The organism is Fulvivirga lutimaris (genome assembly GCF_009711525.1).
Classification (GTDB): Bacteria; Bacteroidota; Bacteroidia; order Cytophagales; family Cyclobacteriaceae; genus Fulvivirga; species Fulvivirga lutimaris.
On sequence record NZ_SMLV01000306.1, the window covers coordinates 1 to 12,379 of the forward strand.

The following is a 12,379-nucleotide window of genomic DNA, read 5'->3' on the forward strand; positions in this document are numbered from 1 at the left end:
AAAGGCTCTATTAATTAATAGAGCCTTTTTACAATTATTTAGAGGCAGTTATTACCACATAAAGAATGCATTGTTATCAATATATTTACTTATATCCTGATTATTAATGATTAATACAATCAAATCAATAAACGGCACTAGTCCAAAGATTCCACCAAAGGTTAATAAGTATCCCAAAATAAGTATTGGAGTACCTCCTAAGTAAACTCTGTGAATTGCTAATCCACCAATAAGAAGGTCAAGAATAACAGCAATCCAAGCATTTTGACCCGCTTTAACAGAAGTGATATTGTTAATATCCATTAGATCGCTAGATCCTTCCAAAGACAAAACATTTACACCAGTTTCGAATACCTGATCAATAGCTGCTTCATCTATTTTATACTTGCTTGAAGAAGCAAAAGAATTAACAGAAGCAAACATTGCAATTAACATGGTTAGTAAGAATACTTTTTTCATAGTTGATTATTTAAGTTTTAGAATGTTTACCTAATTAAGCTAAACATTAGATCAATTCCAATTTGTAGCAGTTATTTATTGACCCTATAATTAACCCAACATCAAGGTATTACCTACAACTTCAGACCTAATATAAGTACATCATCAACCTGCTCCTTCTCCCCTTTCCATGAGTTAAATTCTTCCTCAAGTTTCATTTCCTGATGAGCACCTTTAAGGCCGGACAGGGTAACTAACTTTTGAATCATATTTTTTGAAAGGTATTTCTTGTCATGAATGCCCCCAAACTGATCTTGAAAGCCATCCGAATAAAGATACAAACAAGTATTTTCATTATAATCTAAGGTGTGACTATGAAAACCTTCTTCTAAATTCTGAAAATAACCACCTATTGATCTTTTAGAACCTTTTATTAGCTCAGGGTCCTTCTTGGATCTTATAACGAGTAGTGGTCTCTGGGCTCCACAGAAATGCACCTGCTTTGTTTTGGTGTCAATCATACATATAGCCGCCTCCATTCCATCTTTTACAATCTTCTCCTTTTGATTGAGTCGTAGATGGAGGTGATTTTCAACATATTGTAAAATCGCGCTTGGATTATCTAACTTCTCAACATTAATAGCATCGTAAAACAAATTATATCCGGCCATACTCATTAAAGCACCAGGCACTCCATGACCAGTACAATCTACCACAGCAACAAAAAGCTTATTGTTTATCCTTTCAAAGAAGAAAAAATCTCCAGACACCGTTTCCTTAGGTTGATTAAAAAGCATCACATCTTTAAAAGATTTTATCAGTTTTTCCTTATCAGGAAACATCGATTGTTGAATTTTTAAAGCATAATCGATGCTCGAATTCATCTCTGAGTTACGACTCATCAAATCTTCATGCTGATGTTTAACCATCTCAAGTGTTGAGTTAATAAGCTCTGTCCTTTGCCTTACCCTTTCTTCCAGAATTTCATTCTGCTGCTCCACCAGTCTAATATTTTCCCTTTGCAATTGTGATTTTTCATTTCTTATCTTTTTGTACTTATATGCAAGTGCGAGTGCCAGTAAAAACAGATCCAATGCCGTTCCAAATTCAGCACCATGGTCAGTAAGAAATGTAGCAGGCAATACACCTCTATTCCTAAGTGTCATCGCCAATCCACCAACAAGGTATCCAGACCAAGCTATTATATAAAAATTGGCAATCTTATTGCCTTTGATTCTTGCTATTACTCCTATAACTAACAGCAACGGTGCCTGAAAGGAAATAATCAATGAAGAGAAGCCATAAGTAACACCAAATAATGTTGATATTGAAATAAAGGCGCCTAAACAAAGCATTGCCAAAAGGACATTATAGGCTGCCTTACTATTCTTCTTTAGTTCAAGAAATGATATAGCAAACAATGACGTTGGGATAGTCAAAAAGGCAATTAAAAACTCTTTAATATATACGTTTATCTCGGGCGTCTCTGGGTGAAGGTACTTAAAGGCATAGCCAGTCACAGCAGCAAAAACAGCTGTATTGGCTAGTACCAAAAGCACGTAATAGAGGTAAGTGACATCCCTAATTATGACAAAGAGAAATAGATTATACAGAAGCATAATCATCAAAGCCCCAAAAAAGAGTCCGTATAGTAAATTGACGTTCTCGGCATTAGTTAGATAACTTGTCTGTGAACGAAGGTTTAGTCCAACAATCACCGGTGCTTTTGACCTTATATTGATCATTACTTTTATGTTATCCCCACTTTGCGCTGATATTGGCCATGCATAGTCAAGTGGTTGTAAAGTGCCTCTGGAATGAAAAGGCAACAATGTACCAGTTTCAATTTTCTGCCAACTACTATCTTTATTAATATATAAATCAAGATGTTGATGATAAGGATAAGGCAACTCCAGTACCTTAAGTGCAATATTCTGATTTCTATATTCAGTGTAGAACCAAAAATCACTAGAGTCATATCCGAAATTTAGCGGCTGGGATAATGAATTAGAGATAAATTGACCATTTTCCAATTTTTTCAATGCCTCTTGAAAAGTCAACCTATTCTCGTCAGATTTGAGGTATTTGATTGCGTTATTAAGGTTCAGTTTAAAGTTGACCGTATCGCTATTTTGATCTGCCAATACCAGCCTGGAAGCCAAAAGACATAAAACAAGAGCAATGTTTTTGATATTCATTTTGGATAAATCAATTCCTAATTTAATCTATTTTCAAACACGATGAAAGAATAGTTTAATAGCAGCAACAGCTACAAATTGTTATTACATTTGATAAATCAATTAGACTTTTCAACTTTGCTCACCATTAAGCAACTTTAATCTGATCAAATCAATAACCAAGACTCATTGTGAATCCAAACGCAGACAATAATAAAATAGTAATAACATGTGGACCTCGCATTATTGACATCTTAACAGAAGAGGTAAAAAACCTTGGTTATATAGTAAGGAACACCGATCATCTCAGTCTTGAAACCGAAGGAAGTTTTGAAGATACTATGAAGCTCAACCTTCATCTAAGAACAGCCAATAAAGTTCTTTTTCATCTAAAATCATTTAGATGCCCCCACCCAGATATCCTATATAAGGAGCTTTATAAGTTGGATTGGGACAAATGGATTAAATCTGATGGCTATATAAGTATCAATGGTTATGTTAAAAATGACACTATCAAGGATACGCGCTTCGCTAATCTAAAAGCAAAAGATGCGATAGTTGACAAGATCCATAATATCAAAGGGAGAAGACCTGACTCGGGCCCAGATCAAACACAAACAATGATCTATTTGCATTGGAAAGGAGATTGGGCCTCTGTTTATATTGATACTTCAGGCGAAACGATTTCAAAGCATGGTTACAGGAAAATGCCCTTCAAAGCCCCTATGGCAGAATCATTGGCTGCAGCTTGTATCATGAAATCTAAATGGGATAGAAAAAGCCCCTTTATTAACCCAATGTGTGGTAGTGGCACTTTGGCTATTGAAGCAGCATTATTAGCCATCGACAAGGCCCCTGGTCTAATGCGCGACAACTTTGGGTTTATGCATGTTTTTCAATTTGATCCAATTCACTGGAAAAAAATGCGAGAAGATGCCCTTTCAAAAATGAAACCCAAACTGGACTTTAAAATTATGGCGAGTGACGTCAGCAACTTAGCGTTGAACGCGGCTAAAGAAAATGCTCAGGTGGCGGGAGTTTCTCACCTCATAGACTTTGAACAAGTTGACTATAAAGATTGTACCTTACCAGAAGAAGAAGGTGTAATTTTTATGAATCCTGAATATGGTTTGAGACTAGGCGAAGTCACTGAATTGGAAAAAACCTATTCTGAAATAGGTGATTTTTTCAAGCAGAGAGCTAAAGGATACATGGGCTACATTTTTACAGGAAATCTGGATCTTGCCAAACGGGTGGGATTAAAAGCAAAAAGGAGAATGGAGTTTTACAATGCTAAAATAGATGCCCGTCTCTTAGAGTATGAACTATATGGTGGGAGTAAAAAAAATGCTAAATTACCTATATGACTCGTCAGCTGAGAAAGATAGGGCAAGGCTTTTATTATTCGTTTCCAATTCAACTATTAATTAATCACTTAAGAAGAAATCATGTTCTTCTTTTGTGCTGGGTAGTACTTTTTGCCATGATATCTGGAAATTTGGGCCAGTACCTTGGTATACCCTACCTCTTTTTAGACCCGGTCTATATTAACAAAGTCAATTTCCTTTCATTCTTTATCGTTGGAATAACAATAGCCGGATTTAGCATCGCATTTAATATTGCAACTTATATAATTGATGGTCATCGATTCTCATTTATTGGTACTTTGCCCAAACCCTTTACCATTTTCAGTATTAATAATAGCATCGTCCCATTTGTATTCATCATCACCTATGTGGGGTACATTATAAGTTATCAAGTTTCCAATGAGTACCTCATTTTTGAAGAGCTTTCCATCTTAGTCAGTGGACTGCTACTAGGCTATACCAGTATGGTAGCTTTACTTTTTACCTACTTCTGGTTTACTAATAAGGACATATTTAAATATGTAGTGTGCAAGCTGGATGAAAAGCTTAAACAAAACATAAAAGCAACCAGGGCCAACGCGATGAAAAAATTAGACATCGCAAAGAAAAAACAAATCAGGGTGGATAGTTTTCTTAATCTAAAGTTCAGTAAGGAAAGCGTTGATGACTACAAGGGGTTTTATGATAAGGAAACTGTCTTACAAGTTTTTGACCAGAATCACCTCAACCTAGTATTGATACAAGCCTTCATATTCGTCATTATTTTAGCAATGGGAATTTTTAAAGATTATGAAGCCTTTCAACTTCCTGCAGCTGCCAGTGCCACACTCTTTTTTACTGTATTTGTAATGTTTGCCGGTGCTTTTGAGTATTGGTTTGGCAAGTGGTCTACTACAGCAGGAATTGGTCTACTGATAGCTTTAAACATAATTGTCAAACAAGACTTTTCTCATAAAACCTACAAGGCCTTTGGTTTGGATTACACCGTAAAAGCAACGCCATATAATTTGGATAAGATTATTGCTTCGAATACACCAGAAATAAGGGAAAGGGATAAACAGCAAACTCAAAAAATTCTTGAGAATTGGCGAGCTAAATTTCCGGTTGACAAAAAACCTAAAATGGTATTTGTTTGTGTTAGTGGTGGTGGTCAACGAGCAGCACTATGGACACTAAACACGCTTCAGAATGCCGACAGTGCCACCAATGGGGAGTTGTTTAAGCATACAATGCTAATAACAGGTGCCTCGGGTGGCCTGATTGGTGCTAGCTATTTTAGAGAGATGGCATTGAGAAAATATCGGAGCCAGATTGACAACTTATATTCACAGGAATATCTGGATAGAATGGGTAGCGATAATTTAAATGCTATCATTTTCAGCCTGCTCATGAATGATCTTTTTGTTGAGTTTCAACAATTTGATTATGCCGGGCTAGAGTACACAAAAGATAGAGGCTACTCATTTGAGCGCCAGCTGAGCAAAAACACCAATGGCTTTTTAGATAAAAAACTCAAAGAGTATCACGACCCTGAGTTTAACAGTGAGATACCTATGATGATACTCGCTCCTACTATTATCAACGATGGCAGGAAGCTCTATATCTCTCCTCAAAATATGTCTTACATGATGAATGCGCTGGACTCCGGATACATGAAAGACAAAATAAATGGTGTTGAGTTTTTGAGATTCTTTAAAGATCAGGGCAGTGAAAATCTTCGCTTTTTAAGTGGACTAAGAATGAGCGCAGCATTCCCTTATATTACTCCAAATATCTCTCTGCCTAGTGATCCCCCGCTAGACATTATGGATGCTGGGGTTACCGATAATTTTGGAATTGCAGATGCTGTCCAATTTCTTTTTGCCTTCAAAGACTGGATTGCTGAAAACACATCAGGTGTAGTATTGGTATCCATTCGTGACTCAGAAAAGGATGGCCCAATTGAAAGAAAGTCTAATTTATCGTTGTTAGATAAAACCACAATGCCTATCAGCAGTATCTATCAGAACTTTGAAAGTCTACAGGATATAACCAATGACAATAAAATCGAATATGCCAGAAGCTGGTTTGAAGGAACGATTGATCGCGTAGACATTCAGTATGTTCCGAGAGAATACCTTTTAGAAAACCAGTCTAAAACTGATAGTTTGAAACTTGAAAATGTGAAAAGGGCATCTTTAAGTTGGAGATTGACCAGTAAAGAAAAACAAAGTTTGATTGAAAATATTAAGACTAAAAAGAATCAGGCCGCCATTCAAAAGATCAAAAGACTAATAGATTAGTAGCCCTCACACTAACTAATGATTGTTAGCAAAATAATCGATTTCTAGCTACCTTTGCATTCCATTTTTGCACACCTAAAAAGGGAATAAATATGAAGGAAGTAGCTCCTTATAAACCAAAAAATAAAATCAGAATTGTAACTGCTGCCAGCCTTTTTGATGGCCATGATGCCGCTATCAATATAATGCGCAGAATCATACAGGCCACAGGTTGTGAAGTAATTCATTTGGGCCACGACCGTAGTGTTGAAGAAGTGGTAAATACCGCTATTCAAGAAGATGCTCAGGCCATCGCAATGACCTCTTATCAGGGTGGTCATAATGAGTACTTCAAATACATGAAAGATTTGTTGAGGGAAAAAGGAGCTGATCATATCAAAATATTTGGTGGTGGTGGTGGAGTAATCCTTCCAGAAGAAATTAAAGACCTTCATGAATATGGAATAACAAGAATTTACTCTCCTGATGATGGCCGTTCCATGGGCCTACAAGGTATGATCAATGATATGATCGAGCGTTGTGATTTCCCAACCGGAACAAATTTGAATGGTGAAGTAACTCATCTTAAAAATAAAGATGTGAAATCAATAGCCAGATTAATATCTGCTGCTGAAAACTTCCCGGAAGATGCAAAAGGTGAGTTTGACAAAATACATAACATTGCTGATAAAGTTAAAACTCCCGTTTTAGGTATAACAGGAACTGGTGGTGCCGGAAAATCCTCGCTTGTTGATGAATTGGTTAGACGATTCTTGCTTGATTTTGAAGACAAAAACATTGCTATAGTATCTGTTGACCCTTCAAAAAGAAAAACGGGTGGTGCCTTATTGGGTGACAGAATCAGAATGAACGCCATCAAGAACGATCGTGTTTACATGCGTTCTTTAGCCACAAGACAATCAAACCTGGCACTTTCAAAGCATGTGAATGAAGCTGTTCAGGTACTAAAAGCAGCTAACTATGATTTGATTATCCTTGAGACTTCAGGTATTGGTCAGTCGGATACAGAAATAACAGAACACTCAGATGTAAGCCTTTATGTTATGACTCCAGAGTACGGTGCTGCCACTCAATTGGAAAAGATTGACATGCTAGACTTTGCTGATGTAATAGCGATCAACAAATTTGATAAAAGAGGTGCTTTAGATGCATTGAGAGATGTTAAAAAGCAGTTTAAGCGTAATCATAATCTATGGCACGCTAAAGATGATGAGATTCCTGTTTTTGGAACTATAGCTTCTCAATTCAATGATCCTGGTATGAACAGGCTCTATGTTGAGATGATTAGAGAGATAGTAGAAAAAACTGGAGCTGAATTAAACTCTAGCTTTGAGATTACGGATGAGATGTCTGAGAAGATCTTTGTCATCCCTCCAAGCCGAACCAGATACCTTTCTGAAATAGCCGAAAACAACCGATCTTATGATAAATGGTCTAAAGATCAGGCTAAAGTAGCTCAAAAGCTATTCGGCATCAGAACTTCAATTGATACGCTCAAAGAGTCTACTATTGAAGACAAAGACAGGTTAATTAAAGGACTTGAAGAAACTTATGAAAAAGTAGCTTTAGATTTTGATCCAAAAAACCAAAAAGCTTTGGATGAATGGGTTGAGAAAAAGAAGAAATATACTGACCCTATTTATTCGTTTAAGGTTAGAGATAAAGAAATTAAGATAAAGACCCATACAGAGTCATTATCACATACTCAGATTCCAAAGATTGCCTTACCAAAATTTGAGGCCTGGGGAGATGTGTTACAATGGACACTACAGGAAAATGTACCTGGTGAGTTTCCATACACCGCAGGTATTTATCCATTCAAAAGAGAAGGAGAAGACCCTACAAGGATGTTTGCCGGAGAAGGTGGCCCAGAAAGGACAAACAGAAGATTTCATTATGTAAGTCTGGATATGGACGCAAAGCGTTTATCAACGGCATTCGATTCTGTTACCCTTTATGGTAATGACCCTGACTACCGACCAGATATTTATGGTAAGATAGGCAATGCCGGAGTATCAATTTGCTGCCTTGATGATGCTAAGAAGCTTTATTCTGGATTCAACCTTGCGGATCCAATGACATCGGTTTCCATGACCATTAATGGGCCTGCTCCAATGTTACTTGGCTTCTTCATGAATGCCGCTATTGACCAGCAGTGCGAGCTTTACATTAAAGCCAATGGTTTAGAAGCGGAAGTTGAGAAGAAAATTAAAGCCATCTATAAAGGCAAAGAAGATAAAAGACCACAATATCAAGGCAAATTACCTGAAGGTAATGACAGTCTTGGCCTTATGCTGCTAGGTGTAACAGGAGATCAGGTATTACCGGCAGAAGTATACAATAAAATAAAAGCTGATACTCTTTCTGCAGTAAGAGGAACAGTTCAGGCGGATATACTTAAGGAAGATCAGGCACAGAACACTTGTATTTTCTCTACAGAATTTGCTTTACGCTTAATGGGCGATGTTCAGGAATACTTCATTCAGAACAATGTTAGAAACTTCTATTCTGTCTCTATTTCAGGATACCATATAGCAGAAGCGGGAGCCAACCCAATCAGTCAGCTGGCCTTTACTTTAGCAAATGGCTTCACCTATGTGGAGTACTATTTAAGCAGAGGGATGGACATCAATAAATTTGCTCCTAACCTCTCCTTCTTCTTCTCTAATGGTATCGATCCGGAGTATGCGGTTATTGGTAGAGTTGCCAGAAGAATTTGGGCCAAAGCTATGCGCGACAAGTATGGTGCTGATGCAAGATCTCAAATGCTTAAATATCATATTCAAACTTCTGGTCGTTCGCTACATGCTCAGGAGATTGACTTTAACGATATTAGAACAACTTTGCAGGCACTTTACGCCATTTATGATAACTGCAACTCTCTTCATACCAACGCTTACGATGAGGCCATTACAACGCCTACAGAGGAGTCTGTAAGAAGAGCTATGGCGATACAATTGATCATCAACAAAGAGTTGGGCTTAGCTAAAAATGAAAATCCATTACAGGGTTCATTTATTATAGAGGAATTGACTGACTTAGTTGAAGAAGCAGTCTTGATTGAATTTGACAGAATCACCGAGCGTGGTGGCGTATTAGGAGCTATGGAGACCATGTATCAGAGAAGTAAAATACAGGAAGAAAGCCTGTATTATGAGACTTTGAAGCATACAGGAGAATTCCCCATCATTGGAGTTAACACCTTCTTAAGCTCTAAGGGTTCGCCTACTATTTTGCCTAAAGAAGTGATCAGAGCAACGGAAGAAGAAAAGAAATATCAGATTTCTATGCTTGGTAATTTACAAGCCAAGAATGAAGATGTCGCTCAGGATAACCTTCGAGAAATACAGCAGGTGGCAATCCAAAACAAAAACATTTTCGAAACCCTGATGGAGGCTTGTAAGCACTGCTCATTAGGACAGATAACCGAAACGTTATTTCATGTGGGCGGGCAGTATAGACGAAATATGTAACATTAATTCAGGTGGAAGTTATTCTTCTGCCTGATTTCCTGTTCATAAATAAATTTTCGAAACTCAAGTCGCTGTTTCAAAAAATGCTGTTTTTTCTTAGAAGAAATTAGCTTGACATATTTCAATCTATCGCTATTGTCAAGATCCAGGGCATTGGCAATATCATGAATATTACAATCGTCAATCTCAAGTTTACTATTGGTGATCTCCAGATAATCAGCAAAGTCAGTTTTTAACGCTTCTCCAATAGTAGCATCCTTATACGCATCAAATAGATATGTATCTCCACCTGAGTAAAGTTTTGATCCCAGCCGCTTTAAATATTTGGTAAGTAGGAAAACATCAACACATTTTACAACAATATCTGACTCACCTGTATCATATCGCTTCAAAATACTCTCCAGCCTCACCAATGAACCTACCCTTTCCTTGTTATGCTGGCTGGCAAAGTAGATTCCAAACTCAATGTCATCACTTTCTACATCCTGAAGCAACTGCCTATACCTGGGTTCAAAAATATGAAGTGGCACCAGTTCTCCTGGTAGTGGAAGTATATTAAGAGGGAAAATTGGGATTGAGTTTTTTTGAGTCATCTATCATTTAACACCAACCTTTTACATAATGTTGCAGATTATTAATATTGTAGTTGTTAGGGAAAATAACTATTTTCAACATTTATAAGTTAAAGAACTGAGCTTCGGCCAATTACAATTAAAAATTAACAACCATTGACACTAGATGTGATTGATAAAAAGGCATTAAAAATAATGTTGGTCGATGACGATGATATATCAAGTTTCATATATCGAAAGATCATTGAAAAGGCCGGATTAACTCAGGATCATATTTCCACTTTCCTTAAAGGACAAGATGGAATTGCGCATCTTGAGAACACTATCGATAATACTGCCGAATTCCCAGATTTAATATTATTGGATATTAATATGCCAGTAATGGATGGATGGGGGTTTTTAGATGAATATGCTGAAAAAGTGTGGCCCAATCTCAACAAAAGAGTAGTGGTATGCATGCTTTCTTCTTCTGTATATCAGGAAGATATTAATAAGGCGTATGGTTATGCTCAGGTCAATGATTATGTATCTAAACCACTAACATCTGGTGTGCTTGAAGACTTAATCAACAAGCACTTTGGTGAAAGCTAATAGCTGATTAGCGCCTCAATGTGACTAGTATATTTTTTTAACATCTCCTTACCATTCAAAAATGTCAGATCAATAAGGAAAGAGAAACCTTTTACATTTCCGCCTAGGGTATTAACAAGCTGTGCCGCTGCATCAGCCGTTCCTCCTGTTGCCAGCAAGTCATCATGGATAATGACATTCCAACCCTTTTCAATTGCATCTTCATGTATTTCCATAGTAGCGCTACCATATTCTAAATCATAAGAATGCTTGATCGTTCTAAAAGGAAGCTTTCCGGCTTTTCTGATTGGCACGAAAGGAATATTCAGTTCATAAGCCAGTAGCATTCCAAAAAGAAAACCACGTGACTCAATGCCAACGATGGCATCAATATTTTGAGACTTGTATCGATCTACCATCAGCCGGGTGATTTCTTTGCAAAGCTCAGAGTCACTTAATATTGGTGTTATGTCTTTAAAAACAATGCCTGGCTTAGGGAAGTCCTTAACATCTCTTATTTTTGCGCTTAGTTTTTTAATCGTATCCACAGAACCAAAAATACCAAAACTAGGATGAAAATCACCACTCAATATAATAGCGATTACGAATATACGTCTACCACCACAGAAGGTCAGTCAGTTAAGATTGACATGAAAGATGAGGGTAAAACAGATATGTCTCCCATGCAATTGGTATTAAGCGGCCTTTCAGGCTGTGTAGCTGTGGAGGTAGCTTTGATGATTCAAAAGAGAAGGAAAAAGCTAGTGGATTTGAGAATTGAAGCTGACGGCACACGTCAGGAAACTCATCCTAAATATTTTACCGATATTCACATGGTTTTTACATTGGTATCGACAGATGCCAATAAAGAGGAGCTTGAAAAGGCAATAAAATTAGCCATTGAGGGCTATTGCTCTGTTGGTAGTTCCTTAAAGGCGAACATCACTTACGAAGGTGTGATTGAGAGGCCTTAACTATTAGCTAATTCTACTATTAATTTCCTCAACCAATCGTTGAGGATTTTTTGTGCCTATTCTAAATACCCTACTGGAGTTTTTATAGCTTATTTCAATTGCCTTGGTCCCGGTAACATTAAACATCATACCATTAGATATAATCCGTACTCCCCATCCATAATACCAGGGGTTGGTAACAGCTTCTACAGCTTCAATCTTTTCAAATTTTATCTTTTTGCTGATCAGGCCAAAACCAAAATATACTTTAATGGTATCTCCTGATATTTCTACAGTAAGCCCATAAAAATTCAAAACTATCAGAACTGAGAGCACAGCAAAAATGATTAATCCGGTTTTTTCTGTTTGGTCAAAATCATTTTTAATAAAATACACATAACCTACCACTACCCCCGCCAATACAATGGATACTAAAATAACCCAGGCTATGGTGAATTCTTTATGCTTATTCATGTTACTTCTGTATTAGTTACTATATCTTCATAATATAAAAGTTAAGATGGCCTTGCAAACAATTTGGCTATTT

At 37.1% G+C, this 12,379-nt stretch carries 10 protein-coding genes; 5 read left to right on the forward strand and 5 right to left on the reverse strand.

Going from position 1 to position 12,379, the window contains the following annotated elements; genetic code table 11:
- Window positions 1-51 precede the first annotated feature (51 nt).
- Together E1140_RS05795 and E1140_RS05800 are read right to left on the reverse strand one after the other, a co-directional pair.
- On the reverse strand, window positions 52-459 hold the full coding sequence (locus E1140_RS05795) for an NINE protein (RefSeq protein ID WP_155180156.1): 408 nt from the start codon (window positions 457-459) through the stop codon (window positions 52-54).
- Window positions 460-572: 113 nt separating this feature from the next.
- Window positions 573-2,636: a 7TM diverse intracellular signaling domain-containing protein gene (locus E1140_RS05800; RefSeq protein WP_155180159.1), complete on the reverse strand. Its 2,064-nt coding sequence runs from the start codon at window positions 2,634-2,636 to the stop codon at window positions 573-575.
- A 170-nt stretch (window positions 2,637-2,806) separates the two neighbouring features.
- Here E1140_RS05800 and E1140_RS05805 point away from each other — a divergent pair, with 170 nt between their 5' ends.
- The 3 genes from E1140_RS05805 (at window position 2,807) to E1140_RS05815 (ending at window position 9,737) form a co-directional block, all read left to right on the forward strand.
- On the forward strand, window positions 2,807-3,982 hold the full coding sequence (locus E1140_RS05805) for a THUMP domain-containing protein (protein ID WP_185153447.1): 1,176 nt from the start codon (window positions 2,807-2,809) through the stop codon (window positions 3,980-3,982).
- The gene (locus E1140_RS05810; RefSeq protein WP_155180162.1) at window positions 3,979-6,264 is read left to right on the forward strand and encodes a patatin-like phospholipase family protein; all 2,286 of its coding nucleotides are present in this window, start codon (window positions 3,979-3,981) and stop codon (window positions 6,262-6,264) included. The genes E1140_RS05805 and E1140_RS05810 overlap by 4 nt, the downstream gene beginning before the upstream one ends.
- A gap of 92 nt (window positions 6,265-6,356) precedes the next feature.
- Window positions 6,357-9,737 (forward strand): methylmalonyl-CoA mutase family protein, encoded by a 3,381-nt coding sequence (locus E1140_RS05815; RefSeq protein WP_155180165.1) that lies wholly within the window; start codon window positions 6,357-6,359, stop codon window positions 9,735-9,737.
- A gap of 2 nt (window positions 9,738-9,739) precedes the next feature.
- Here the strand turns inward: E1140_RS05815 and E1140_RS05820 are convergent, their stop codons facing one another.
- Entirely contained in the window at window positions 9,740-10,330 is a 591-nt protein-coding gene (locus E1140_RS05820; protein WP_155180167.1) for an LON peptidase substrate-binding domain-containing protein, read from the reverse strand.
- Window positions 10,331-10,465: 135 nt separating this feature from the next.
- On the opposite strand from E1140_RS05820, the gene E1140_RS05825 reads away from it, so the two are divergent.
- The gene (locus E1140_RS05825) at window positions 10,466-10,900 is read left to right on the forward strand and encodes a response regulator (RefSeq protein ID WP_155180170.1); all 435 of its coding nucleotides are present in this window, start codon (window positions 10,466-10,468) and stop codon (window positions 10,898-10,900) included.
- On the opposite strand, the gene E1140_RS05830 is transcribed toward E1140_RS05825, so the two are convergent.
- On the reverse strand, window positions 10,897-11,427 hold the full coding sequence (locus E1140_RS05830) for an adenine phosphoribosyltransferase (protein WP_185153448.1): 531 nt from the start codon (window positions 11,425-11,427) through the stop codon (window positions 10,897-10,899). The two genes, E1140_RS05825 and E1140_RS05830, sit on opposite strands and share 4 nt — an antisense overlap.
- Before the next feature lie 24 nt (window positions 11,428-11,451).
- Between E1140_RS05830 and E1140_RS05835 the strand changes: the two genes are divergently transcribed.
- Entirely contained in the window at window positions 11,452-11,853 is a 402-nt protein-coding gene (locus tag E1140_RS05835; protein WP_155180176.1) for an OsmC family protein, read from the forward strand.
- Between the two features lie 3 nt (window positions 11,854-11,856).
- Here the strand turns inward: E1140_RS05835 and E1140_RS05840 are convergent, their stop codons facing one another.
- Entirely contained in the window at window positions 11,857-12,306 is a 450-nt protein-coding gene (locus E1140_RS05840) for a YdbT family protein (protein ID WP_155180179.1), read from the reverse strand.
- Window positions 12,307-12,379: the final 73 nt, after the last annotated feature.

Excerpts from the sequence above, each read along its gene's own strand:
- E1140_RS05795 (WP_155180156.1), bottom strand. The coding sequence starts at position 459 with ATGAAAAAAGTATTCTTACTAACCATGTTAATTGCAATGTTTGCTTCT.
- E1140_RS05815 (WP_155180165.1), top strand. The coding sequence starts at position 6,357 with ATGAAGGAAGTAGCTCCTTATAAACCAAAAAATAAAATCAGAATTGTA.
- E1140_RS05840 (WP_155180179.1), bottom strand. The coding sequence starts at position 12,306 with ATGAATAAGCATAAAGAATTCACCATAGCCTGGGTTATTTTAGTATCC.
- E1140_RS05835 (WP_155180176.1), top strand. The coding sequence starts at position 11,452 with ATGAAAATCACCACTCAATATAATAGCGATTACGAATATACGTCTACC.
- E1140_RS05800 (WP_155180159.1), bottom strand. The coding sequence starts at position 2,636 with ATGAATATCAAAAACATTGCTCTTGTTTTATGTCTTTTGGCTTCCAGG.
- E1140_RS05820 (WP_155180167.1), bottom strand. The coding sequence starts at position 10,330 with ATGACTCAAAAAAACTCAATCCCAATTTTCCCTCTTAATATACTTCCA.
- E1140_RS05810 (WP_155180162.1), top strand. The coding sequence starts at position 3,979 with ATGACTCGTCAGCTGAGAAAGATAGGGCAAGGCTTTTATTATTCGTTT.